Source organism: Larkinella knui (assembly GCF_003858645.1).
In the GTDB taxonomy this organism is placed as follows: Bacteria; Bacteroidota; Bacteroidia; order Cytophagales; family Spirosomataceae; genus Larkinella; species Larkinella knui.
In genome coordinates this window covers 794,050-818,074 of the sequence record NZ_RQJP01000002.1, presented here as the reverse complement: position 1 = coordinate 818,074, position 24,025 = coordinate 794,050, and the positions used below count along the sequence as shown (strand labels likewise).

The window sequence follows — 24,025 nt, the reverse complement described above, 5'->3', positions numbered from 1 at the left end:
ACGATGCGTATCCGGACGAAACTGGCCCTGCTGTTTACCGCCATTACGGCGGCTGTGCTGCTGTTTTTTGCCATTTCGATTTACCTGTCCTACGCCGATTACCGGGAAGATGCCTACTACAAACGACTTAAACAACAGGCACTTACGAAGCTGCGGCTGTTGCTGGAAGCCAAAGTGGAACCGTCCGTTCTGAAGGTGATTTATCAAAACTCGCCGAATGCGCTGTTTCAGGAGGAGGTTGCCGTTTACGATGCCCGTTTCCAACTGGTTTATCACGACGATCAGCAGGGCGATTTCGTAAAAGAAACGCCGGAGTTTCTGCATTCTATCCAGCACCGGCCGGAAATTCAGTTCGAGCAGCAGGGGAGGCAGGTGGTGGGGTTTCCGTACCGGTTTCAGGGAAAAACATACCTGGTGACGGCTGCCGCTTACGATGAGGTGGGCCTTTCGAAACTCGAAAACCTCCGGATCACGCTGATCATCACCTTTTTATTAAGCTTGTTGATCGTGGCCCTGTTGAGCCGGCTGGTGGCCCGGCAACTGCTAAGGCCCATTTCGACCGTGGTGCGGCAGGTCGGGGAAATTACCGCTACCAATCTGGATCGTCGCGTCGATGCCGGCAATGGACGCGACGAACTGGCCGAACTGGCGATCACCTTTAACCAGATGCTGGACCGGCTGGAGCAGTCGTTCGATGCCCAGAAGCAGTTTGTCTCCAACGTCTCGCACGAACTGCGAACCCCCCTGGCCGCCATCACCGGCGAACTGGAACTGGCCGCCAACAAACCCCGGAGTGTGGCGCAGTATCAGCAGGTAATCGACCGGACGCTGCGGGATGCCCGGCGGCTGACGCACCTTTCCAACGGTCTGCTCGATCTGGCAAAAGCCAGCTACGATGCCAGCGAAATCGCTTTTCGGGACGTGCGGCTGGATGAGTTGCTGATGGACGCCCGCGGGCAGGTACTCCACCAGCAACCCGCGTATCGGGTGACGATTATTTTTGAACAGGAAATTGAAGACGATCAGTTGATTTCGGTGCGCGGCAACGCCTATCTGCTGCGGGTGGCGTTTAGCAATCTCATGGAAAACGGCTGTAAATTCTCCCCGGATCACCATTGCACCGTCACCATTACCTCCCTTCCGCAGCTCTGTCGGCTGCGGTTTATCGATCAGGGAATTGGCATTTCCGAAGACGATTTGCCGCATGTCTTTACGGCTTTTTACCGGGGCCAGAATCTGAATTATGCCGAGGGAAACGGCATCGGCCTCTCCCTGACGGACCGGATCATCAGTCTGCACAAAGGCGGTATTTCGGTGGCGACGCAACCGGGTCAGGGAACCACGTTCGAAGTGGAGCTACCGCATCTGTAAGGTTCTTTAACGGACTTTTAATAGCATTCTAATAACTCTCTAACGGTCTTCCGGTTACGTAAACTTTACTTTTGCGGCTCTGTGGCTTGCCTATCACACCACCGAATCAGCAAGGAATTATGAAAAACCGGATGGCGAACCCGCACACAGTACAGGTCTGCTTTCTCCTGAATTTTCTGGTGAGCAGTCTGCTTTACGCCCAAACGCCCCGCACGCTGACGCTGGCGGAAGCGGTGGCCGAAGCCCGGCAGAATAACCCGGTTTTACGGTCCGAACAGCTTTCGGTGCAGTCGGCGCAGGCGGATGTCGTAACGGCGGGGCTTCGACCCAATCCGGTGCTCAATAACCAGACGCTCCAACTCGCCAAACCGTCTTCGTTTCCGGAAAATACCAATGCCCTGAACGCCCGAAACCGGCAGGTCTGGTGGCAGGTAACAACGCCCGTCAATGTGGCGAAAAAACGCCAGAAAGCCGTGGCGCTGGCCGAGAAGAGCGTCGAACTCACCCGCCGGAATGTGGCCGAACTGGAACGGAACCTGCTGCTGGAAGTAGGAAATCAGTGGCTCGACGCCTGGAGCGCCCGCCGTCGGCTCGATCTGATTCTTCAGGCCCAGCGAAACGTCGATACGCTGGTGAACATAAACCAGGTTCGGCTTCGGAATCAGGTGATTACGCGGACTGACCTGCTGCGTACGCAGATTCTGGCCGATCAATACCGGCTACGCAGCCAGACCACCCGGCAGGAATACCTGAATGAATTGGCCGTACTGAAACGGCTTCTGGGCACGTCCGACAGCCTGGATGTGGCTCTGACGGATACGACGCTGGTTTGGAAAGCCGGCCCGACCGATACGCTCCTGACCCGCGCACACCTGACCCGCACGGACGTCCGGTTTGCCGAGCAGGCCGTTGAAGTGGCCGCCCAGAACACGCGCCTGCAGGAAGCTCTGCGTGCCCCTCAACCCGAAGTAGGCGCTATTTATAACCCGCAGAACAGCATACCGTATATCGGTTTTTACGGCACCTTGCCGCTCCCGTTTTTTAACAAAAATCAGGGCGAAATCCAGAAAGCGAAGGTGCAGCAGGAACAGACACAGCAGGTCGTTCGCTACACCCGGCAGCAGGTGCAGACGGAAGTGCAAACGGCCTACCGGAGCTACCTCACACAAGGCGAAAACATAAACCGGTACGGCGGTATTTTGCAGCAGTCCGAGCAAATTCTGACCAGTGTTCGCTACGCGTATCTGAAAGGCGGAACGACCATTGTCGATTACCTGGAGGCCCAGCGTTCGTGGCTCGATGTGCAGCAGGAATACCTCGATGCGCAGGAAGCCTACCGCCGGAGCCTGCTTCAACTTTGGTTTGTCACGGGTCAACTCCCGACCCTAACCCGATAACAATGAAAAAGATCAGTTTGGGATTGCTTTTGATGGTGTTCGGAACGGCCTGTCAGAAAGAAAAGCCAGCGGGCGGTGTGGTCCAGAAAACCGTACCCCGGCCCGTTGTGCAGGACAGTGGGCGGTTGATTGAAGTGGCACCGGATTCAACCACGATCCGGTTCTTCCAGACGGAAGCCGTGCAAAACCGCACCCTGACGGCTGATTATCAGGCGCCCGCCCACGTCGTTGCCACAGTGATTGGGTCGGAAGAAAGTCAGGGAAAGCCGATGGTGCTGTTCGACAACCCGGACCTGACCGATACCTATTCGCAGTTGCAGCAACGACTGACCAACATCCGCCAGATTCAGGACGTCAATATCAAGCAAAAAGAAATTGAACTGGGGCGGGCCAAAGACCTGGCCGAACACGGAGCCGCCACGGGCCGCGAAGTGCTGGAAGCGCAGTCGGCGCTGGCGATGGAGCGCACCAACCTGGCCAACGAACGCTCGTTGCTGGCCGAACACGAAACCAAGCTGAAACTCGCGGGCTTCGACCCGATGAGTCTCCAGCGCGCCCGGCCGGGGCAAGCCTGGTTGATTTGTGATGTGCCTGAAAGTCAGGTGAATAAACTTCGGTTGGGCAACACGGCCACCATCAGGTTTACGGCCTATCCCGACGAAACCGTCAGCGGACGCATCGAGTCGTTTGGGGATGTGGTCGACAATGTGACGCGGACCATCAAACTCCGGATTCGGCTGGATAATCCGCGCGGTAAATTCCGGGCCGGGATGTTTGCGACGGTCGCTTTCGGGATTTCCGAAGGCCAGTTTATGTCGCTGCCTCAAACGGCGCTGGTGACGGTTCAGGGGAAGGATTACGTGTTTGTTAAATCGGCACCCCGCCGGTTCGAACGCCGGGAGGTGACGCTGGGGCAGCAGATCGGAGACCGGATTGTGGTTTTTCACGGACTAAAAGAGGCCGAAGCGGTGGTGATCAAAGGCACGATGCAGTTGAAAGGTCTGAGTTTCGGGTATTGACTATGATACAAAACGCACTAAAAATCGCCCTCGCAAACCGCACCGGTTTTGTCGTTGCCGCCCTGGTTTTGATGAGCGCCGGGCTGGTTTGTTTCCGGTTTCTGAAAATCGAAGCCTATCCGGATATTGCCGATACCAACGTCATTGTCATTGCGCAATATGCCGGTCGGGCGGCTGAGGAAGTGGAGCAGCAGGTGACGATTCCGCTCGAACGGGCGCTCAACAACACGCCCCGCGTCATTGCCCGGCGGTCGCGCACGATATTCGGTCTGGCGGTGGTGCAGCTCAATTTTGAAGACGGAACGAACGATTATTTTGCCCGCCAGCAGGTTATCGAGCGGCTGGCTTCGGCGGATTTACCCGATGGTGTGACGCCGGAACTGGGTCCGTTGACGACGGCGGTGGGCGAAATTTACCGGTATGTGGTCGAAGCTCCGCCAACGTTTTCACCGATGGACTTGCGGGATTTGCAGGACTGGGTGATTCGTCCGGCGCTGACGCAGGTTTCGGGCGTGGCCGACGTGGTTACGTTCGGTGGTCCCGTCAAGCAGTTTCACGTACTGACGTCGCCGGATCGCTTGCGGAAATACAACCTGACGATGGAAACCATTATTCAGGCGGTGCAGGCCAATAACCTCAATACCGGGGGCAGCATTGTGGAACGCGGAGGCCAGGGATTTGCCGTTCGGGGGCTGGGCGCCATTCAGCGGGCAAGTGACATCGAAAACATTGTGCTGACGACGATCAACGGCGTTCCGGTCTACGTTCGGGATGTGGCCAGTGTTGAAATTGCTCCTCCGCAGCCGCAGGGGATTCTGGGGTACACGATTCCGGTGAAGGGCGTCGATGTTAATTCCGGCGTGGAAGGCATTGTCTCGTTGCGCCGGGGCGAAAACCCGACGGAGGTGCTGAAAGCACTCAAGGAACGGATTGCCGATTTGCAGGACAACGAACTCCCCAAAGGCGTCACCCTGCAAATCATCTACGACCGCTCGACGCTGGTCGATTACACGCTGGAAACCGTATCGCACACCTTGCTGGAAGGGATTTCCATTGTCGTGATTATTCTCGTTTTGTTTCTCGGCGACATTCGCTCGGCCCTGGTGGTGGCCATTACGATTCCGTTTTCGCTGCTGTTTGCCTTCATCATGATGAAGATGACCGGTATTCCGGCCAATCTGCTGTCGCTGGGAGCGATTGATTTTGGAATCATCGTCGATGGCGCCTGCGTGATGGCGGCCCATCTGATTCATACCTACCGGCACGCCCACGAATCGGACGAACCTAAAAAAAGCATTGTCGCGCTGACGATCGACTCGGCGGGCGAAGTCGGGCGGGAAATTTTCTTCGCCGTCATGATCATCATTCTGGCCTATCTGCCCATCCTGACCATGCAGCGGGTGGAAGGCAAACTGTTTTCGCCGATGGCCTTGACGCTGGCCTTCGCCGTGATGGGATCCATGCTTTTCGCGTTGACACTGATACCGGTTCTGATGACGTTCGTGTACCGGAAACAGGTGGAAGAAGTGGCGTCTGAAAAAAAGAAACGACGCACCCTTTTCGACCGGATTCAAAACCGGTATGAGCGACTCATCCGGCGAACCCTGAACCAGCCGCGCACGGTATTTCTGGTGGGAATAACCGTCGTCCTGATCGTCATTGGTCTGGGCGCGCGAATCGGTACGGAATTTTTGCCCACGCTCGACGAAGGTTCGATTTTCATGCGGTCGTTTTTGCCCGCCGGAACAAATATTACGGAAAACCAGAAAATTGCGCCCGTCATCCGGCGGGTGGCCGCGCGGCATTCCCAGATCGAAAGCATCATTACGCAATCGGGTCGAAATGACGACGGCACCGACCCGTTTCCGTCGAACCGCACCGAAATTCTGATGATTCTGAAACCGTATGGCGGCTGGGTTCACGACACGACGAAGCAACAGTTACTGACCACCATCAAAAGCCAGCTGGAAGAGCAGTTGCCCGGCGCCAACCTGTCGTTCGGACAGCCGATTATCGATCAGGTTACGGAAATCGTTACGGGTTCGGCGTCCGATCTGGCCATCAACCTGACCGGTTACGACCTGACCTTGTTACGTTCCAAAGCCGATCAGGTGCTGAAAATTGTGCGCGGCATCAACGGCAGTTCGGAATCCGGCATCGAGCAGGAGGGACCTCAGGCGCAACTTAGCATCAACATCAATCGCCAGCAGGTGGCCCGGTACGGCATCAACGTAGCCGCGATTCAAACCATGATTGAAGCCGCCATTGGCGGAAAAGTAATCAGCACGCTCTACGATGGTCCCCGTCGCTACGACATTGTGGTGCGGTATTTACCGGAAAACCGCAACAACATCGACGTCATCCGGAACTTGCAGGTGCCGTCGCCGGGCGGATCGCTGATTCCGATGAGCCAGCTGGCGGATGTGAAATTGATTGACGGTCAGACGAATATCTACCGGCTGGACGGCAAGCGGCTCGTGACGGTTCGGACCAACATCCGGGGGCGCGATCAGGGAAGTTTTGTGGCCGAAGCCCGGCGGAAAGTCCGGCAGGCGGTGACCCTGCCACACGGCTACGGCGTCGATTACGGTGGTCAGTTTGAAAACCTGGAGCGGGCCGGAAAACAGCTGATGATTGCCATTCCGCTGACGGTCGTGATCGTGCTGGCGGTTTTGTTTCTGCTGTTCCAGTCGGTTCGTTATGCGCTGATGACGGTCGTGTGCGTCCTGTTTGGACTGGCGGGCGGTATTGGGGCTTTGCTGCTGCGCGGCTACAACTTCAATGTGTCGGCGGGCGTCGGTTTTGTCTCGCTGTTTGGTTTGTCGGTCATGGCGGGTGTGCTGTTGATTTCGGCCATCAACCGGGAGCGGGAACTGGGCGGTTTGCCACTGAACCAGCTGGTAGTACGGGCGTCGGGTGGGCAACTGCGGGCCATCATGATGATGCTGATTGTTGCCATTATTGGTCTGATTCCGGCGGCAACCTCGTCCGGAATTGGCTCGGATGTGCAGCGCCCGCTGGCGACTGTGATCATTGGCGGATTAACCTCGACCTTACTTTTTACGCCCTTTTTATTACCGTCTTTGTATTTCTGGATGGAACGGAACCGGAAGAAAAAACCGGTTCCGGCGGCTGAGGAAGTGGGTAGTTGATTTTCGATTTCACCTCCTCAGCCGCTCTTCATCCCAATTTATCTGGTCGATGATGAAACCAGTGTGTCGTGTTTTCCAATTTTTACGGAAATGACGCGGGCTTTGATCCGTGGAGCCCTGTTTCAAACAGCCCCAAAAACCGGTGTTCGTCTGTTACGCCAGACTTAACCGAATCAAATCTCAGCGAGCTGAAGCAGGAGCTAAGCCCTGTCTTTCCCGGTATAAAACCATACCGGCGTGGTACAGAATGCCGTCCCGGAACTCGCCGTCGGCGGTAAAACCGGTGTCATCCACGTAGTCGATGTGATTTCCGGTTAGGGTGTAATTCCCCCGATAAGCACTTTTTCGGTTTCCGCGGGCTTCGTCGTAGCGCCCGCCCGGCAGGAGTTCATGGCGGATGTAACCGTCTTTGGTAACCCACATGCCAAGATAAGAGGGTGTTTCCATCGCAATAGATCGTAAATCAGTTGGTAATCGTTTCGGCGGTAAAACCGGTTGAAACCGTTACGTCCTTCCAGCTTTCCAGGTCATTCTGCACCGCGTTGATTTTCTGATAGGCCATATCGTACGAATCCTGACCCAGAAACAAATGCAGGGGCGGGTTGGCTTCCGATGCAATCCGGATCAGGGCCGCCACGGCTTTTTCGGGATCGCCAGGCTGGTTTCCGTTGATCTGGTTCTGGTGAACCTGTTGCGAATCCCGCACGTCTTTGTAGGCGTCGATCTGCTTTTTAGGAACGCCCAACGAACCGGAAGTCAGGAAGTCGGTCCGGAAATAACCCGGTTCGACCACCGTCACGTTGATACCGAGTGGTTTGGCTTCGGCCGCCAGCGATTCCGAGAATCCCTCGACGGCAAACTTGGTTGCGCAGTAGATTCCAAAACCGGGGAAGGCACCGGTAAAACCGGCGATGGACGAAATGTTGATGATGTGCCCGGATTTCTGTTCCCGCAAATACGGCATCACCTGCCGGATGACGTTCAGCGAACCGAACACATTGATGTCAAAATTCTCACGGGATTCTTCGTCGGACAGTTCTTCGATGCTGCCCAGCAAACCGTATCCGGCGTTGTTGACGACCACATCGATCTTTCCAAACTGGTCGATGGTTTTTGAAATCGCTTCCGCCACACTCGATTCGGTTTTCAGGTCGACCGCCAGCGGCAGGAATCGGTCGTTGGCCGGACCAACGGCCCGGCGCAGATCGTCGAGGTTGCGGGAGGTTGCGGCTACGCTATAGCCTGCGTGTAACACTTGTTTTACCAAAGATAGTCCCAGACCTTTCGAGGCTCCGGTGACAAACCAGACTTTTTGTGTGCTCATTTTTTTGTTTGTTTTGATGAAACAAAAGTAGAGCCGTGGAGCAGGCGGAGCATTGCGGTTTTCAAACCGATGCTTGCAAAATTCAAACAGCGCGGAAGGCCGAGGGCGTCAGGTGCGTCTGTTTCTTGAAAAAGTTGTTGAAATGGGCCGGTTCTTCGAAGCCGAGGGTATAACTGATTTCGGAGATGTTCCAGTCGGTGTGTTTCAGCAGCGCTTTGGCCTCGCTGGCCAACCGCTCGGCAATGTGGTCGGTCGTCGTTTTGCCCGTTGTTTCCCGAATGGAGCGGTTGAGGTGGTTGACGTGCACGGAAAGCTGCTCGGCAAAATCCTTCGCCGATCGCAAGCGGAACCGTTGCGACGGCGATTCGATGGGAAACTGCCGTTCGAGCAACTCCGTGAAAACGGCGGTAATCCGGGATTTCGCATCCGTGTGCTGATAGAGCGTCTCGGAGGGCTGCATTTTCAGCGCATAATGCACCAGTTCCGTCACGTAATTCCGCAGCAGATCGTATTTATACCGATAATCCGAATTGATTTCGTCGATCATCTTCTGAAACAGCTGGCTAATCTGCTCATCCTGAACGTCGTTCAGAACATACGCCGGTTTACCGCCGATGGCATACATGGGCAGTTCGTTAAGATTACCCCGCATTTTTTCGGTAAAAAACGCCTCTTTGAAAATGCAGAAAAAACCGCTCGTCTCCTCCGACAACGATTCCCAGCTGTAGGGCACCTGCGGATTAAAGAACATCAGCGTCGTTCCGTTGACTTCCAGGCTCTTATCGGCGTAATGGTAGACGTTACGGCCCCGGATCAGGGTGATTTTATAAAAATCCCGACGGCTGTACTGAACCGGTTCTTTCCCCTCACCGACGCAATCCTCCAGTCGGAACACGTTGAAATGCCCGATGTCCTGTTGCAGGTTATCGGGTAGCCAATTGAATTTGACCTGATAAAAATCTTCGAGCGATTCTGGTTTTGACATGCTGCGAAGTTACAAAATTCAAACCAATGTTAGCCAAAAACCAATCGAATTAGGGAACAGACGGCTGTTTAGACACCTTCCTGGTCATTAAGCGACGCCCTGGTAATGGCCTAATTTCAAGAAAATAGGTTAGGGAGCACGTTGCGATCAGACTTTTTATCAGATTACAACGCGACCTCTAATCTTATGCCATTGCTTGTCGCGAAGACACCAACTGCGCGTAGCTATAGACCGGGAATCAGCCCCTGGGTTAAAATAAAGTTCGTAGCAGGTACTAAAACCGTTGAAACGGTTTCGGTACCTGCCGACAGTGGAGCTTGCTGAAAATACGCGACAAATCACCCGCTGCTGAAGCGGATTTTTGTCATTTGAAGCTTGCTGAAGTACTTTTACCTAAAAACAGTCAGCCGGTTTTTAATACACTTCCATCTCCGGTTGCACATCGCGGGCCCAGCTGTTGATGCCGCCCTGAAGGTTCATGAGGTTGGTGAAATTGAACTCTTTCTGAAGATAATCGACCACATACTGGCTGCGAATCCCGTGGTGGCAATAGACCACCACCGGCCGATCGTTCGGAATGCGTTTGACGTTGTTGGCGATGATATTGACGGGGATCAAAACCGCATTGTCGAGGTGGCAAATGTTGTATTCGGGCCGTTCGCGGACGTCGAGCAGAAAAATATCTTCGTCCTGCGCCAGCCGTTCGGCCAGTTCGGTAGCGGTGATGGTTTTCCGGGCTTCAGTTTTGACGGCCACCCGCTGGCCTTCTTCCCACCCGTTCTGGGCGGCTGCTTCGGCATCGAGCCGACGGCGCACCCGGATTTTCTGGAACGACATCGCCAGCAAATCCACCATCAGCAGTTCTTCGCTGAGCAGGTGACCGATACCGGTAATGAGTTTGATCACTTCGTTGGCCTGATAGGTGCCGATGACACCCGGCAAAACGCCCATTACACCCGTTTCGGCGCAATTCGGGATCTCCATCTGGTTCGGAAATTCCGGGAACAAACACCGGTAGGTGGGTCCGCGACGCACTTCTTCCGGCTGAACGTCCGATGCCGCCAGCCGTGCGTTCAAAACCGCAACCTGGCCTTCAAACCGGTGAATAGCGCCGTAAATAAACGGTTTTTCCTGCATCACGCAGACGTCATTCACCAGATACCGGACCGTAAAATTGTCGGTACAGTCAACCACCAGATCATACTCGTCGATCAGCGAACGGGCATTGGAACGGTCGAGCGCATACGCGTACGAATTGAAACTGATTTCGGGGTTGATTTTTTTAAGTGAATTTACGGCAATCGTTGCTTTGGGTTTACCTACCTGTTCGGTCGTATAAAGGACCTGGCGTTGCAGGTTACTGATGGCAATCGTATCGGGGTCGATGACCCCGATGGTCCCCACGCCGGCAGCGGTCAGATACAGCAATACCGGGCAACCCAACCCACCTGCGCCTACGACCAGCACACGAGCTTCTTTTAGTTTCAATTGCCCTTCCACGCCAATTTCGGGAAGATTCAGGTGTTTTTCGTAACGGGCGTATTCCGCAGGTCGAAGCATAGTTGATTTGTTGTTGAGATACCGCACTACATTTTAAACGAAAAAGCAATTCGAATTACATTTCCACTTCTAATTTTATTTTACGACAACCCCTTAAGTAGAAATCCTGCTTTCGGACTTGCAAACCTGCTTAGGTGGTTTAACTTTGGTACTCAAACAATTAACCTTTCGTCATGAAACAAAGACTTGGATTTACCGCCCTCACGCTGATGCTCTGGATTTCAGTCAGCGGCTTCACCATCAAACCCAAAACCGTCGCTCAGATGACGACGGAATGGCAGCGCGCCAAAGAGTTTACCAAGGAGTATCTGGATGCGATGCCGGAAGACGGCATGGGGTACAAGCCAACGCCCGAAATTCGGAGTTTTGCGGAACAAATGCTGCATTTGACCGCAGCAAATTACAATTTTACGTCGGCAGCAACTGGAAAGGCCAATCCGATGCAGGGCAAAAAGCTGGAGACGATGGATGAGTTGAAGACGAAAACCGCCCTGACCAAAGCCGTTATGGACAGCTACGATTTCGTTCTGGATGGCATTAAAAGCCTGAGCGATGCACAACTGGCCGAGAATGTGAAGATGGGCCCGCGCGAAATGTCCCGGGAAACCGTGTTTGCCAAAGCCTTCGAACACCAGACGCACCACCGCGGACAGGCAACGATCTACATTCGGATGAAAGGAATCAAGCCACCGAATGAGAAGTTGTTTTAGAAGTGACGAGTGAAGAGTTGGCTGACGCGCGCTTGAATGCGTCAGCCAACTCTTCACTCTTAATTCTTCACTCTTCACTTTTTAGCTACTGCAATCTGCAACTCATCCAGTTGGGCCTGTGCAATGACGGCTGGGGAGTCGATCATGACGTCGCGGCCCGAGTTGTTTTTCGGGAAAGCGATAAAGTCGCGGATGGAATCGGCACCCCCGAAAATGGAGCACAGGCGGTCGAAGCCGAACGCAATACCGCCGTGGGGTGGAGCGCCAAACTCGAACGCATCCAGCAAAAAGCCGAACTGCGCCTTGGCTTCCTCGGGCGTGAAACCCAGTAGATCGAACATTTTAGACTGCAAATCCCGCTGAAAAATCCGGATTGACCCGCCACCCACTTCGGTGCCGTTGATCACCATGTCGTAGGCATTGGCCCGCACGGCACCGGGATCGGTTTCGAGCAGGGCAATATCTTCCGGTTTGGGCGACGTAAACGGGTGGTGCATCGCAAACCAGCGTTTTTCTTCTTCGCCGTATTCCAGCAGCGGGAAATCCAGTACCCACAACGCACTGAACGTATTGGGGTTACGCAAGCCCAGTCGATTGCCCATCTCCAGCCGCAATTCGCTCAATTGTTTGCGGGCTTTGTTGGTATCTCCCGACATAACCAGCAGTAAATCACCGGGTTCGGCCTGGAACTGGACCACCCAATGTTTCAGGTCTTCTTCCGAATAGAACTTGTCGACGGATGATTTAATGGTTCCGTCCTCGTTATAGCGGACATAAATCAACCCCTTTCCGCCAATCTGCGGGCGTTTGATAAAATCGGTCAATTCGTCCATCTGCTTGCGCGTGTAGTGGGCGCAGCCTTTGGCGTTGATACCGATGACAATCTCCGCCGAATCGAATACCGCGAAATTTTTGCCCGACGTTAAATCCACCGTATCGAACGCGCCTTTCAGCTCGACAAACGGCATACCGAAACGTGTATCCGGTTTGTCGGAACCATACAACCGCATGGCTTCCGCGTAGGTCATCCGGGGCACTTCGTCCAATCCAATGCCTTTCACGGTTTTGAACAGGTGGCGAACCAGCCCTTCGAACATTTGCAGAATATCTTCCTGCGTAATGAACGACATCTCGCAGTCGATCTGCGTAAATTCCGGCTGGCGGTCGGCCCGCAGGTCTTCGTCGCGGAAACACTTGACAATCTGGTAATACCGGTCGAAACCTGACACCATCAGCAGCTGCTTGAACGTCTGGGGCGATTGGGGCAGGGCGTAAAATTCGCCGGGATTCATGCGGCTGGGTACCACAAAATCCCGCGCGCCCTCGGGCGTCGATTTGATCAGAACCGGCGTTTCGACTTCGATAAAGTCCTGACCGTCCATGTAAATCCGCGTTTGCTGGGCCATTTTATGCCGCAGTTCGAGGTTTTTACGAACCGGATTCCGGCGCAAATCGAGGTAGCGGTATTTCATCCGCAAATCATCGCCCCCGTCGGTTTCGTCTTCAATCAGAAACGGCGGCAGTTTGGCCGGATTCAATATTTCCAGTTTTTCCAGCCGGATTTCGATATCGCCCGTTGGCAAATTGGGGTTTTTGGATTTGCGCTCGATCACTTCGCCGGTGGCTCGCAGGACGAATTCGCGGCCCAGCGTCCGAACCATCGCAATGGTTTCCGGGTCGGTTTTTCCTTCTTCGAGCAACAGCTGGGTCAGGCCGTAGCGGTCGCGCAGGTCGATCCAGATCAGACCGCCCTTGTCGCGGATACGCTGTACCCAGCCGCAGAGAATCACCTGTTTAGTAACGTGTTCGATGCGGATTTCTCCGCAGGTATGAGTTCGAAGCATACTCTTCAAAAGGTTCAATAAGCCGCAAATGTAGCCAAAGTATGTCCGCCTATCAAGCCGATTGTAAAATCGATACGGGATCAAGGTAACATTTATCGGGTAGCCGTAACCGGCTGCTTCTGTAAAAATGCCTGCGCAAAGAGTTGTGTATAGAGGGTAGCAGCGGTCTGATTCAGGTGCTGTTTGTCGTCGGAGCAGTCGGCGGGAAAAGGTGGCGTAAACTGGCGCCGGTAAGGCATGGAGATGCGGTAGCGCTCGGGCAGAGCGGCATAGATGTTGGGCAGGGTTTGTTTCTCTTCGTCCATCATCCGATTCGGCAAATAGAAATAAATGGCTACGTTTTTTGCTTCGCAGCGTTGCGCCAGCTGCATCAGGCGGTTTACATAAAACCGGTCCCGCTCGGTGAATGGAACACGCAACGTGGTCGTATCCGGCGGGGTTTGGGCACTTACCCGGTTGTAGTGCCGGTTAAGAAAGGCGCTGGGGTGAAAATACCGGTAGCCGGTGGGCGTCATGACAAAATTATCCCGGTCGTTTCTTACCACCGTCGCCACCAGCATAAGGATTGCACTTCTGAGCATGATAAAATGGGTCAGAAAGGAGTCGTACAGCGTGATTCCCCGTTGCACCCTTTCCCGTCCGAAGTTCTGTTCCCGCCTGAAATAACTGTTTTTGAAACTAAATTCATGGAATAAATTGCCCCTTCCAAAGGGGTCTTCGTGGGCTTTCAGTGGCGGAAATGATAACTCCAAAAAGATGGTTTTCAGGTGCAGCCCATCCATTTTTAGCAATTTTTCACATTCGGCAAACGTGTTGGGAGCAAACATCGCGCTGATGCCATGGTTGAAAGACCGGGTCTGGTGCTGGGTGGCTGAGTCGAAAACCGCGGGATTAACACTGTGAGCGGTTCGGCTTGAACCCACAAAAACCGTATTGATCTCCTGCCGGATTGGCTTCAGCATGGAATCGAGTTTATACCCGCTTTCGTCAAAACGTCGGGTTTGGTAGGTGTGCAAATAGGCCCAGATCGCCATTTTTACGCCCAGAAGAACTGTAGTCAACGCCAGCAATTTTAAGACGAGTTTCAGCATACCCTTCAAAACTGGTAGTAAAAAAAAGGCGTGTCAGTGATCCGGCCAAAGGTCAGAATCAGAATGCAAAGCGCCAGGTAAAAGCTCCAGCGGGGAAGCCCGTGATACGACGCCAGCAATTCGGGGAGTTCCCGACCGTTCAGGCGCCGGTTGACGATGTCCATCAACAGCAGCCCCAGGACGACCGGAATAAAGGGCTTTACACCCCCGATGGCACTCACTTCCCAGCGGTTTGCGGAGACCAGGCCGGTCAAAAAAGCTCCGGCTGCCCCAACGGTCGGAGCGCGCAGAAAAACACCCATCAGCGCTCCGGCATGAAAAACCAGGAGGGTCGATAAAAACCGGTGTGCGGGCGCATTCAGATCGGGCCATAAACGGCGAAAAAAGGACTGCCGCTGGGCTTTGGTGGCGTGTTCGGCAACGAGCCAGAGCCCGTTGAGCAGTCCCCACAGAATATAACCCCAGGTCGCACCGTGCCAGAGACCGGTCAGGAAATAGACCACCAGTAGGTTCATATACAGGCCCGTACGGGAACGCAGGGATTTGCTCAACGGGAAATAGACATAATCCCGAAACCAGGACGTCAGGCTAATGTGCCAGCCTTTCCAGAACTCGATGCGGGAGGAGGAGGCATAAACCCGGTCGTCGAAATTACGCATCAGATGAAGGCCCAGCATGCGGGCCGAACCCCGGGCAATGTCGGAATACCCCGAAAAATCGCAGAAAATCTGGAACGGAGCGAAAATCAAAGCACTGTACAGCACCAACCCGGACTGACTTTGGGGTTGGGCAAAAACCGGGTCGAGCAGGGCCGCAAGCTGGTTGGCAATGACCACTTTCTTGAACAGGCCCCAGGCAATGAGCTGCAAACCGGCCACGGCGTTTTCGTAGCGAAACGGCTGGGGCGTGTGCAATTGGGTCAACAGCCGTTTGGCGCGTTCGATTGGACCCGCCGACAGGGTTGGGAAGAACGCCAGGTAGGTGGCAAAATACCCGAAATGCCGCTCCGGTTTGAGGTAGCCCCGTCGAATGTCAATGAGATAACTGATGGCCTGAAATGTATAAAACGAAATGCCGACCGGCACCAACGGCGCCCAGGAGGGAAATGGACTGGAATGACCCCAAAAACCCAGCAGGCTGGTCAGATTCTGATTCAGAAACGCGTAGTATTTAAAAAACAGCAGCGGAAGCAGCAGCAGGCCGACGCCGGACCCGAGCAGAAGCCGGGATTGGGATGGCTTCACCAACCGGCCAAAACCGTAGGCAACGCTGGTCGAAACCACCAGCAGAATCAGGAAAAGCGGGTGGAAGGTGAAGTAAAAAAAATAACCCGCCAGCAGCAGCCAACTCCAGCGGAACCGGTGCGGAAGCGCGTAATAAACGGCAAAAACCAGCAGCAGGAAGAACAAATACAGGATTGAACTCAGCGACATGGTTTACTCGATTTGTGGTTTTCGATGTACTGAAAACGGCTTACATAAGATCGGTATACAACTGCCAGTATTGCTCGGCTGCGCGTTCCCAGCTAAACCGGGCGGCTCGCTGGCGGAGTCGATCGGCGCGGAAGGGGTTGGCCCGGAAATCGTTCAGGCCCTCAAAGACGGTTTCGGCCATCGACTCCGGTTCATCGGAATCGAAATAATACGCATCTTTTCCGCCAATTTCGGGCAGGCTTGTCCGTTGCGACAGGAAAACCGGTTTGCCATAGCTCATGGCCTCGACCACCGGGAGCCCGAATCCTTCGGAAATCGACGGAAACAAAAATGCGTCACAATGCTGGTAAAACCAACTTTTAGTCGGTTCGTCAACGGCTCCCGTTACCGTTAACCGCTCCTGGATACCGAGTTGCCGGGCCTGTTCCCGCAGGTAGGTCGCGTAGGGGTGGCGGTCGGGACCGGCCAGCACCAGTTGCCATTCCGGAAACGCTTCGAGCAGGGGCAAAAGCGTATGCAGGTTTTTTTTGGGATGAAGAACGCCGACGAACAGGAAAAATGGCCTGGCGACGTTGAACGGCGGAGCAATGGCCTGCTGGGGCAGGTTGTCGGGTGGTGAGTGGCCGTTGTGGATGACACGGAGCGGAATGGGGGCGACGTTCAGGTGATTACGGACAACGGAAGCGGTATACTCCGAGATGGTTGCGATGGCCGAGGCCCGGTCGACTTTGCGCTGCACGGCGGCCCGTTTGTGGGCTTTTTTCGCGTCGCTGTAATCGGGGCGTTCCAGAAAATTAAGATCGTGAATCGTGAAAACCAGCCGACTGTGTTTGGCGGCAGGCAGAAAATCAGAATCCTGATGCGTACAATGCCAGATATCATAGGCTCCGGGCGTATACCATTTGCGCCACCAAACCGCCGTTTGATAGCTCACGTCCGGGCCAAAAACGCCCTGCTGCCCCTGCGGAACCAGGAACGTAAGTTGAGCCGATGGCGGTCGTTGCCGGACCAGTTCGCGGCCCATTTGCAGGCAGAACTGCCCTAAACCGCTGTGTAAATCCCGCAGACGCTCGGTATCGATAAAGAGGTTCATCCCGTCAAATCAATTTTCCAATTCTCACTTTTCGGATAAACCGGCCCAGCGAATCGGTTCCGCGAATGTCCAGCCGTTGGAGCTCAAACCGGTTGCCAACCGGAAACCGGTTCAGGCGGTTTCCGATGCGGAAAGCCAGCCGGATGCCCGACTGTTGCATCAACTCCTGCATGGCCCGTTTGATGGCCGGATCGTTCGGTCGACCGCCGTACGGATACGCAAAGGCCCGGACATACGGTATCTGGAGCGTTTCGAAAGCCGCCAGGTTTTGAGTTAAATCCGCCCGGATTTCGTTCACAGTCAACGTTTTATAATTCAGGTGCTGGTGCGAATGCAGCCCAAACTCGAACGTGGGCATGAGTTGTTTCAACTGATCGGCTGTCAGCAAAGGATCGGTGCAGCCATCCCACTGGTTGCAAAGGCCCACAAAAGCCGTCGGCACAAAAAGTACCGCCTTCATGCTGAAGCGTTCTAATACCGGTAGCGCATACAGCAGGTTATTGACATACGCGTCATCGAAGGTAATTAAAATTGACCGCGCCGGCAATGCCCGGTTCTGCTCCACCGACGTCAGGAGTTCGGCCAGCGTAATGGTTTGGTAGTTATGGGTCTTTAACCAGTGCAGATGTTGTTCAAATTGCGGCAGGGAAACCGTCAGGGAATCCTGCCGTTTGGGGTCAATTTTGTGGAACATTAACACGGGTAAGGCTCGGGTAGTGCGGAAAAAATACCACACCAGGCCGGTGAGTAGCAGGCTGGCGATGAGCCAAATCATAATTTTTACTAGTTTTTTCGGATCAAAAGTCACGATAATTTGCGTTATATAACAAATTACTGCCCAATTGACAGCTTATTTTCGGCGCATTGCTTTCTATCAGTCATAATGACGCTAAAACCGGCCTGTTTAAATTAGGTACGCAATTTGTTTTATAGAACCGTATACAACCAACAAGTACGATTATGAAACCGATAGAAAATACGCTGAAGGGAATGGGCGGCCAATTCGATTTGCTGAACACGCTTTATGGTGGCTCGAGCATGACCCGTATGGAAACCGAGCAGGAAGATGACCGGTTGGTGATTAAATTGTCTGCTCCCGGTGTTGGCCCGGATGCGTTCAATGTACTGATCGATGGAAAAAAACTCGTTTTATATACTTTACTCCAACAAAAAAATGCACTGGAAGGTCAGAGCCTGGCCGTACCGATGTTTTTAAGAGTGATTGACATTCCGGATTTTGTCGATGCCGAACATATTGAAGCGGTGCAGGACCACGGACAGGTGTTGATCAACCTGCCGTTTAAGGACGGCCAGCATTTCCAGCGCCGGGTTGAGATTCAGAACCTGTTTTAAACCGTACGGGCCTCATCCCGGTAAACAAACGAGCACCCGTCAGGTTTTAGCAAGCTGACGGGTGCTCGTTTGTTTACCGGATAATCGGCTTGGTTAGGCCGACCCCCGAATAAAGTCTTCCAGGGCGTTTAAATGATCCGTAAAGGCCTGACGGCCAGCGGCTGTTGCGGTATAGGTGGTGTTGGGTTTACGGCCGACAAACTGCTTTTTCACGGAGACATACCCCTGCTCTTCCAGCGCCCGCAGGTGCGTCGCCAGATTCCCGTCCGTCATGTCCAGCAGTTCTTTGAGGGAATTAAAACTCAGGGTTTCATTCACGATCAAAACCGACATGATGCCTAACCGGGCCTTACTCTCGAATGCTTTATTAAAACCTATCAGGAACTCTCGCATCAGCGCTTCAGTTCGTCTCGTTCATACTTGAGATACATTACGGTGCCGTACACAATGTGCAGCACGCCAAATCCAACGGCCCACGTCAAGAGTGAATAGCCCGTCCAGAACAGGGCTATTAAACCCAGCATAATTTCGGACAGCCCCAGGTATTCAACGTCGCGGACGGTGTATTTACTGCCGCTGTAGAGTGCCATGCCGTAAAAGATGAGGGTTGTCGGAAACGTCAGCCAGATCAGGTTGAACCGGATCAGGGCCAGACAAAAAATACCGCCCGTCACCAGCGGTATGGTCAGCGCCCAGACCAGCCGTTTCGAGATGCTGTTCCAGACACCATGCCCCAGTCGCCGGGCCTTGCGGACCGTGAAAAAGATCCCGAGCAGCAAAGCCGCTATCAGCACGATGACCCCGTCGAGTATCAGAAAATTGACCATTTCCTGCCGTGCGACCCCGTTCAGGCGCGTTATGCGTTCATAGCTCATCAGCGACAGGTTGTTATTCTGGAGCCGGGCATACGCTACTCCCGCGCCTAAAAGAGCTACGACTCCCGCCGATATGCCTGATAACCCGCTCAATGACAGGAACTTCGATGAGCGTTCCATCAGGCTCCGTATCTCCGTCAGGGTCTGTAAATGTTCGTGCGATTCGGCCATCGGGAATAAGAGTGAATGGTTAAGTGGATTAAAAATGACTTTCCAGGTTTTAGAGGCTAAAAATGGTTGAACGTTCGCTGGTGCTCATCGGTTTGCCCATCAAACCATTAAAGCCAATCCGCTTTCGTAAAAATCATTTCGATCAATTTAGTGCCAAATATCAATATACCGACAACTACCGCCAGAATTACCACCAGCAACACGGCTCCCGCTGATAAATCCTTGACGGCTTTGATCAGCGGATGATGCTCCGGCGAAACGACATCGGCGAGTTTTTCGATGGCGGTATTAAACGCTTCGGCCGCCAGCACCAGCCCGATCTGCGTAAGGATCAAGGCCCACTCGACGCGATCAATCTGGAGCCAGATTCCGGCCACAACGACGGCAATTGCCGCTAATAAGTGAATTTTGGCGTTATTTTCAAACCGGAACAGGGCGATAATTCCCTCGGCAGCAAATCGAAAACTTCGTAAATTCTTCCGAACATCAATCCAGCGGCTCATGCGTTCGGCGTTGAACGTACTGGGTGAAGCCGACATAAAGCGTCACCAGGGCGAAAGTATACGAAAGTGTGAGCTTCAATGCAAACGGGCTAACCAGGCTCCGACCGATAATTTGGGCCAATTCCAGCGGATCGGTGAATAAATCCCAGCTGTTCAGGCGGATATACCGGCCGAGATAAACTCCGAAACTGGTCAGGATCAGACAACCGATCATCACCGCCCACGTCTGCGTGCGACCCAGGCGGGCGTTGAGCATCCGGTGCACCAGCAGTTGGGAATACAAACCCGCCAGCAAGCCCGTGAGGGCACACATGAAAATCATCATGGTATCGAACCAGACGGTTTCTTCCGAAACGCTCCGGACGTGGAACAGATCGGTGATGATATACGGCGAATTGGGCAGAAATAGCAGCCAGAACAGCAATCCCGGCCAGAGCGTCCATTTCGGCAAGTATCGGCTTTCCAGCCCTTCGTGCAGAAACAGGGCGACGACGAGGGGAATCCAGGCCAGAAACAAATTCCAGCTCAGCATCTTGAAGAAGAAGTAGTTGTGGCGGACTATCACCATCGCAATGCTCATTACCGATAATAAAATCAGCATCCGCAGGCCTTCGCCGGAGCGGTAAACGGCAAGTAGTTTGTTCAGCATAGCATAAAAGAACTTTGAACCACAAAGTAGCAAATTGAAGCAATGCGGGGCAAGTGAATGGGGAAAAATATTTAGGAATGGAGAATTCGGGCAATTTGGGGTCTGGGCAATTGTGTTGAGGATAAGTGTTTTTGTCGAGATTGAAAGGTGTAACTTTGTAAAAAATAATCCCGATGCAAACCAACCTGAATCAACAACTGGAAACGATGCCCCTTCGGCGGCAGGAACAATTACTGGCTTTTGACCGCCTGCTGACCATCATGGACGAATTGCGCGACCAATGCCCCTGGGACCGCAAGCAAACCATGGACACACTTCGGCACCTGACCATCGAAGAAACGTACGAACTGTCCGACGCCATTCTGGAAAAAGACCTGCCCGAAATCCGGAAAGAGCTGGGCGACGTCATGCTGCATCTGGTTTTTTACGCCAAAATTGCTTCAGAACCGCAATCCGGGGCAACCTTCGACATTGGCGATGTTCTGAACAGTGTTTGTGACAAGCTGATTTCGCGCCATCCGCACATTTATGGCGACGCCAACGGGAATACCGTGGTGGCCGATACCGAAGAAAAAGTGAAGCAGAATTGGGAGCAGTTGAAGCTGAAAGAAGGGAATAAATCGGTGCTGGCCGGAGTTCCGGGCTCTCTGCCGGCTTTAGTGAAAGCCATGCGGATTCAGGAAAAAGCGCGGGGTGCCGGTTTCGACTGGGAAGAAAAGCAGCAGGTTTGGGAGAAAGTGGAGGAAGAGATGCAGGAATTCAAGGACGAGTTCAACGCCGAAACCGATGAAGTTATCGACCTCGAACGCGCTGAGAAAGAATTTGGCGATGTGCTGTTTTCGCTGGTCAACTACGCCCGCTTCATCGATATCAACCCCGAAACGGCGCTGGAGCGCACCAACAAGAAGTTCATCAAACGGTTTCAATACCTGGAAGAACAGGCCCGAAATGCCGGTCGGCAACTGAAAGACATGACGTTGGACGAGATGGAAGTGTATTGGCAGGAAGCCAAACAGTTTACTTGAAGTTTACGGGACCAAAGGTTAGTTCAACTTAAAATAGTGAAGTTTATTAATTATAAAATTATATTGGAGTAAGTTCATTACTTTTTTAAAAACCGTGCGTCAAACGGGTGTTAGTATTCGCATTTCGATCCACTTAACACGCTGTGCCATGAAATACGGTTATCTTATTTCTGCCGGGTTTGTCGCTCTGCTGAATTTTTCATCTGCTTTTGGGCAAGATCTGGATTTTGCTACCACAGCACCGCTTTATCCGGCGGGAGCAACCTCACACTCGTATGTTGGAATTGGTACCCCTTCGGTCAATGTTGCTATCAATATCAGCGGTCCCGGGTTATTTTCAAACGCTTCGCCCAATGCGGTAGGGACAGGTTTATCGACACCCAGTGTGAACTTTTCCAATGCAAGTGAAACCAAAAATTACAGTTTCACCTTCGGTGACCCCGTTACCGGCCTGGAATTTCCCCTGAATGCGCTTCAATACAAAACCGATTTTACCAATCCGAACGGGAACTATCAGGATAAAGTAACCATCATTGCAACGGATGAATTCGGTAATCCGGTTATGCCGGTTATTACGGCCGGAGCAGGCTACAGTGTCAATGGGAACGAAATCCTGGCTACTTCCTCTACGGCATCGAATGTCAGTAAAGTATTTTTTCCAACCAAGGTCAAAACCCTCATCATCGTGTATGGGAATGGCCCCTTAGCGGGATCGAACCCGAATCCGCAGGGATTTACCATCGGCGATATGGACTGGTCGGGCGTCGTTCTGCCGGTTGAAATGTCGTATTTCCGGGCCAAATCCATCGGCAGTGTCATCCAGCTTGCGTGGGAAACGGTTTCAGAGCGCAACGCCAGCTATTTTTCGGTTGAGCACAGTTTAAATGTGGAGGAGTTTACGCCCATCGGCCGGGTCAGGGCCAGCGGGGATGCGACCCGCCGTCAGTTGTATTCCTTCGTCGATGACCAGTCGCACCAACTGACCAATTATTACCGGTTGCAGCAGGTGGATAAAGACGGTTCGAAGCAGTATTCCAAAATCATTTCCGTTCGGCACGACAGTCGGTTGCCCGACCTGGCGGTTTACCCCAATCCGTCGGATGGTCGGGCTATTTACCTGCAATTCAATGATATCGATTCGAAATCCATCAAAGTAACGGATTTGAACGGGCAAACTATCGAATTCAATTTGGTGGAAACCAGCACGGGACATCTTTCACTGGAACCCCTGACAGCTTTGAAAACCGGGGTGTATTTTCTGCAGGCAACCGGCCATAAAGCAATTCGCCTGCTGGTTGATTCAACTACGCGTATCCGCAATTAAATCCCTGCATCCATGAATACTATTTTACGATTGATCAGCCTGGCTGTCTTTATTTTCCTCGCGCCGAAACCGGTTATGGCGCAAACCATTTATTCCCAGAATTTTACCTCCGGTTTGGGCGGTTGGGTGCCAAGCAGCACAACGGCTATCGTTGTAAATTCCACCTCCCCAAGCGGGACTTACACCACACCGTTTACCGCTTCCGGAGGAAATAATTTATCACTCGGTGCCTGCGGAGGAAGTTCGGAACAGACGGCTACATCACCCGCCATCAGCACCGTAGGACAAACCAGTATTATGGTCGGTTTTGGTCGACGAAAAACGACCGCTTTCGCGCTACCGATCGCATTTGAATTCAGTGTTGATGGCGGAACAAACTGGACCACAATTTCGTCTGATATTTCAGGGCCCACATCCGCCACCTGGGGTGCTTCGGTTTTTAATTTGCCAACAGCCGCTGAAAATCAGGCCAGTCTAACTTTCCGATTTCGCTACACTCCCCCAAGTGGGGCTGCCTGCACCACCGCTTTCCGAATCGATGATTTTACCGTCACGGCCACCACTGCGCTTCCGGTCGAATTTGCTTTTTTTAAAGGTGCTGCAGAACGCAACGGCAATCAGCTTACGTGGGAAACCGTCTGGGAACGTAAGGCTAGTCATTTTGTAATTGAACGCAGTGCTGACGCAAAAGAATTTGGTGACATCGGGCAGGTGACAGCAGTCGGCCATACCGTCGGCAGGCAATTGTATACCTTTACCGATGGCGAAGCCCTGGCCGGAACGAGTTACTACCGGCTTCGGCAGGTGGATCATGACGGGACGACGCAACCCTCCAAACTGATTTCGGTCAGCCGCGCAGCGGAGCAAGTGGTGGTTTGCGATAACCCCACGTCCGGCCATGAAATTCGACTGAAAGCTGCCACCATCGACCCGGCCCGTTTGCAGTTGCTGACCGTTACGGGCCAGTTGCTTTCTTTCCAATTGATCCGGCAATCCGAGACCGATTGGCTCCTGCGCCCGGCCATTCCGTTGAAACCGGGTTTGTATTTGCTTCGGTTCGGCCAAACTAATCAGCAACGAACCATCAAGCTTGTTGTTCAATAAAACCGCTTTTCAGTGAACCGGTACTGAAACCGGCATGGCCTG

22 protein-coding genes are annotated in these 24,025 nt (G+C 53.3%); 9 read left to right on the top strand and 13 right to left on the bottom strand.

Annotated elements, in window-relative coordinates:
• The first annotated feature begins 3 nt into the window (after positions 1-3).
• From EHT87_RS12265 to EHT87_RS12250, 4 genes are all read left to right on the top strand, one after another.
• A complete protein-coding gene (locus EHT87_RS12265) occupies positions 4-1,371 on the top strand; it encodes a HAMP domain-containing sensor histidine kinase (RefSeq protein ID WP_124906910.1) in 1,368 nt (455 codons plus the stop codon).
• 119 nt (positions 1,372-1,490) lie between these two features.
• Positions 1,491-2,768, top strand: a complete 1,278-nt coding sequence (locus EHT87_RS12260; RefSeq protein WP_124906909.1) for a TolC family protein — start codon at positions 1,491-1,493, stop codon at positions 2,766-2,768.
• 2 nt (positions 2,769-2,770) lie between these two features.
• On the top strand, positions 2,771-3,787 hold the full coding sequence (locus EHT87_RS12255) for an efflux RND transporter periplasmic adaptor subunit (RefSeq protein WP_124906908.1): 1,017 nt from the start codon (positions 2,771-2,773) through the stop codon (positions 3,785-3,787).
• A gap of 2 nt (positions 3,788-3,789) precedes the next feature.
• Positions 3,790-6,939 carry an efflux RND transporter permease subunit gene (locus tag EHT87_RS12250; protein ID WP_124906907.1) on the top strand — a complete coding sequence of 1,050 codons (3,150 nt, stop codon included), beginning with the start codon at positions 3,790-3,792 and terminating at the stop codon, positions 6,937-6,939.
• Between the two features lie 180 nt (positions 6,940-7,119).
• Here EHT87_RS12250 and EHT87_RS12245 read toward each other — a convergent pair whose 3' ends face one another.
• The 4 genes from EHT87_RS12245 to moeB form a co-directional block, all read right to left on the bottom strand.
• A complete protein-coding gene (locus EHT87_RS12245) occupies positions 7,120-7,386 on the bottom strand; it encodes an Atu4866 domain-containing protein (protein ID WP_124906906.1) in 267 nt (88 codons plus the stop codon).
• Between the two features lie 16 nt (positions 7,387-7,402).
• A complete protein-coding gene (locus EHT87_RS12240) occupies positions 7,403-8,263 on the bottom strand; it encodes an oxidoreductase (protein WP_124906905.1) in 861 nt (286 codons plus the stop codon).
• An 82-nt stretch (positions 8,264-8,345) separates the two neighbouring features.
• The gene (locus EHT87_RS12235) at positions 8,346-9,248 is read right to left on the bottom strand and encodes a helix-turn-helix domain-containing protein (protein WP_124906904.1); all 903 of its coding nucleotides are present in this window, start codon (positions 9,246-9,248) and stop codon (positions 8,346-8,348) included.
• Positions 9,249-9,662: 414 nt separating this feature from the next.
• Positions 9,663-10,808 (bottom strand): molybdopterin-synthase adenylyltransferase MoeB, encoded by a 1,146-nt coding sequence (moeB, locus tag EHT87_RS12230; RefSeq protein ID WP_124906903.1) that lies wholly within the window; start codon positions 10,806-10,808, stop codon positions 9,663-9,665.
• Positions 10,809-11,017: 209 nt separating this feature from the next.
• Between moeB and EHT87_RS12225 the strand changes: the two genes are divergently transcribed.
• Positions 11,018-11,518, top strand: a complete 501-nt coding sequence (locus tag EHT87_RS12225) for a DinB family protein (RefSeq protein ID WP_185716218.1) — start codon at positions 11,018-11,020, stop codon at positions 11,516-11,518.
• A 74-nt stretch (positions 11,519-11,592) separates the two neighbouring features.
• On the opposite strand, the gene aspS is transcribed toward EHT87_RS12225, so the two are convergent.
• The 5 genes from aspS to EHT87_RS12200 form a co-directional block, all read right to left on the bottom strand.
• Complete coding sequence (gene aspS / locus EHT87_RS12220) at positions 11,593-13,362, bottom strand: aspartate--tRNA ligase (RefSeq protein ID WP_124906901.1); 1,770 nt, start codon at positions 13,360-13,362, stop codon at positions 11,593-11,595.
• Between the two features lie 92 nt (positions 13,363-13,454).
• Positions 13,455-14,453: a hypothetical protein gene (locus EHT87_RS12215; RefSeq protein ID WP_124906900.1), complete on the bottom strand. Its 999-nt coding sequence runs from the start codon at positions 14,451-14,453 to the stop codon at positions 13,455-13,457.
• Positions 14,454-14,458: 5 nt separating this feature from the next.
• Complete coding sequence (locus tag EHT87_RS12210) at positions 14,459-15,886, bottom strand: MBOAT family O-acyltransferase (protein WP_124906899.1); 1,428 nt, start codon at positions 15,884-15,886, stop codon at positions 14,459-14,461.
• 40 nt (positions 15,887-15,926) lie between these two features.
• The gene (locus EHT87_RS12205) at positions 15,927-16,979 is read right to left on the bottom strand and encodes a glycosyltransferase family 4 protein (protein ID WP_124906898.1); all 1,053 of its coding nucleotides are present in this window, start codon (positions 16,977-16,979) and stop codon (positions 15,927-15,929) included.
• A 4-nt stretch (positions 16,980-16,983) separates the two neighbouring features.
• Positions 16,984-17,754 carry a polysaccharide deacetylase family protein gene (locus EHT87_RS12200; protein ID WP_124906897.1) on the bottom strand — a complete coding sequence of 257 codons (771 nt, stop codon included), beginning with the start codon at positions 17,752-17,754 and terminating at the stop codon, positions 16,984-16,986.
• A 185-nt stretch (positions 17,755-17,939) separates the two neighbouring features.
• On the opposite strand from EHT87_RS12200, the gene EHT87_RS12195 reads away from it, so the two are divergent.
• Positions 17,940-18,332 carry an Hsp20 family protein gene (locus EHT87_RS12195; protein WP_124906896.1) on the top strand — a complete coding sequence of 131 codons (393 nt, stop codon included), beginning with the start codon at positions 17,940-17,942 and terminating at the stop codon, positions 18,330-18,332.
• A gap of 93 nt (positions 18,333-18,425) precedes the next feature.
• Here the strand turns inward: EHT87_RS12195 and EHT87_RS12190 are convergent, their stop codons facing one another.
• From EHT87_RS12190 to EHT87_RS12175, 4 genes are all read right to left on the bottom strand, one after another.
• Entirely contained in the window at positions 18,426-18,725 is a 300-nt protein-coding gene (locus EHT87_RS12190; protein ID WP_124906895.1) for a winged helix-turn-helix domain-containing protein, read from the bottom strand.
• A complete protein-coding gene (locus EHT87_RS12185) occupies positions 18,725-19,378 on the bottom strand; it encodes a hypothetical protein (protein ID WP_124906894.1) in 654 nt (217 codons plus the stop codon). The genes EHT87_RS12190 and EHT87_RS12185 overlap by 1 nt, the downstream gene beginning before the upstream one ends.
• Positions 19,379-19,485: 107 nt before the next feature.
• The gene (locus EHT87_RS12180) at positions 19,486-19,881 is read right to left on the bottom strand and encodes a diacylglycerol kinase family protein (protein ID WP_124906893.1); all 396 of its coding nucleotides are present in this window, start codon (positions 19,879-19,881) and stop codon (positions 19,486-19,488) included.
• Positions 19,865-20,530 carry a DUF1361 domain-containing protein gene (locus tag EHT87_RS12175; RefSeq protein WP_124906892.1) on the bottom strand — a complete coding sequence of 222 codons (666 nt, stop codon included), beginning with the start codon at positions 20,528-20,530 and terminating at the stop codon, positions 19,865-19,867. Before EHT87_RS12175 ends, EHT87_RS12180 begins: the two co-directional genes overlap by 17 nt.
• Positions 20,531-20,703: 173 nt before the next feature.
• On the opposite strand from EHT87_RS12175, the gene mazG reads away from it, so the two are divergent.
• The 3 genes from mazG to EHT87_RS12160 all read left to right on the top strand — a co-directional run bounded on the left by mazG (position 20,704) and on the right by EHT87_RS12160 (position 23,983).
• Positions 20,704-21,555: a nucleoside triphosphate pyrophosphohydrolase gene (gene mazG, locus EHT87_RS12170; RefSeq protein WP_124906891.1), complete on the top strand. Its 852-nt coding sequence runs from the start codon at positions 20,704-20,706 to the stop codon at positions 21,553-21,555.
• 148 nt (positions 21,556-21,703) lie between these two features.
• On the top strand, positions 21,704-22,879 hold the full coding sequence (locus EHT87_RS12165) for a T9SS type A sorting domain-containing protein (protein WP_124906890.1): 1,176 nt from the start codon (positions 21,704-21,706) through the stop codon (positions 22,877-22,879).
• Positions 22,880-22,891: 12 nt separating this feature from the next.
• Complete coding sequence (locus EHT87_RS12160) at positions 22,892-23,983, top strand: T9SS type A sorting domain-containing protein (protein WP_124906889.1); 1,092 nt, start codon at positions 22,892-22,894, stop codon at positions 23,981-23,983.
• Positions 23,984-24,025 lie beyond the last annotated feature (42 nt).

Coding starts and splice junctions, on each gene's coding strand:
- EHT87_RS12245 (WP_124906906.1), bottom strand. CDS start 7,386: ATGGAAACACCCTCTTATCTTGGCATGTGGGTTACCAAAGACGGTTAC.
- EHT87_RS12195 (WP_124906896.1), top strand. CDS start 17,940: ATGAAACCGATAGAAAATACGCTGAAGGGAATGGGCGGCCAATTCGAT.
- aspS (WP_124906901.1), bottom strand. CDS start 13,362: ATGCTTCGAACTCATACCTGCGGAGAAATCCGCATCGAACACGTTACT.
- EHT87_RS12160 (WP_124906889.1), top strand. CDS start 22,892: ATGAATACTATTTTACGATTGATCAGCCTGGCTGTCTTTATTTTCCTC.
- EHT87_RS12185 (WP_124906894.1), bottom strand. CDS start 19,378: ATGGCCGAATCGCACGAACATTTACAGACCCTGACGGAGATACGGAGC.
- EHT87_RS12225 (WP_185716218.1), top strand. CDS start 11,018: ATGCTCTGGATTTCAGTCAGCGGCTTCACCATCAAACCCAAAACCGTC.
- EHT87_RS12205 (WP_124906898.1), bottom strand. CDS start 16,979: ATGAACCTCTTTATCGATACCGAGCGTCTGCGGGATTTACACAGCGGT.
- EHT87_RS12265 (WP_124906910.1), top strand. CDS start 4: ATGCGTATCCGGACGAAACTGGCCCTGCTGTTTACCGCCATTACGGCG.
- EHT87_RS12260 (WP_124906909.1), top strand. CDS start 1,491: ATGAAAAACCGGATGGCGAACCCGCACACAGTACAGGTCTGCTTTCTC.
- EHT87_RS12240 (WP_124906905.1), bottom strand. CDS start 8,263: ATGAGCACACAAAAAGTCTGGTTTGTCACCGGAGCCTCGAAAGGTCTG.
- EHT87_RS12250 (WP_124906907.1), top strand. CDS start 3,790: ATGATACAAAACGCACTAAAAATCGCCCTCGCAAACCGCACCGGTTTT.
- EHT87_RS12190 (WP_124906895.1), bottom strand. CDS start 18,725: ATGCGAGAGTTCCTGATAGGTTTTAATAAAGCATTCGAGAGTAAGGCC.
- moeB (WP_124906903.1), bottom strand. CDS start 10,808: ATGCTTCGACCTGCGGAATACGCCCGTTACGAAAAACACCTGAATCTT.
- mazG (WP_124906891.1), top strand. CDS start 20,704: ATGCAAACCAACCTGAATCAACAACTGGAAACGATGCCCCTTCGGCGG.
- EHT87_RS12175 (WP_124906892.1), bottom strand. CDS start 20,530: ATGCTGAACAAACTACTTGCCGTTTACCGCTCCGGCGAAGGCCTGCGG.
- EHT87_RS12165 (WP_124906890.1), top strand. CDS start 21,704: ATGAAATACGGTTATCTTATTTCTGCCGGGTTTGTCGCTCTGCTGAAT.
- EHT87_RS12210 (WP_124906899.1), bottom strand. CDS start 15,886: ATGTCGCTGAGTTCAATCCTGTATTTGTTCTTCCTGCTGCTGGTTTTT.
- EHT87_RS12200 (WP_124906897.1), bottom strand. CDS start 17,754: ATGATTTGGCTCATCGCCAGCCTGCTACTCACCGGCCTGGTGTGGTAT.
- EHT87_RS12235 (WP_124906904.1), bottom strand. CDS start 9,248: ATGTCAAAACCAGAATCGCTCGAAGATTTTTATCAGGTCAAATTCAAT.
- EHT87_RS12255 (WP_124906908.1), top strand. CDS start 2,771: ATGAAAAAGATCAGTTTGGGATTGCTTTTGATGGTGTTCGGAACGGCC.
- EHT87_RS12180 (WP_124906893.1), bottom strand. CDS start 19,881: ATGAGCCGCTGGATTGATGTTCGGAAGAATTTACGAAGTTTTCGATTT.
- EHT87_RS12215 (WP_124906900.1), bottom strand. CDS start 14,453: ATGCTGAAACTCGTCTTAAAATTGCTGGCGTTGACTACAGTTCTTCTG.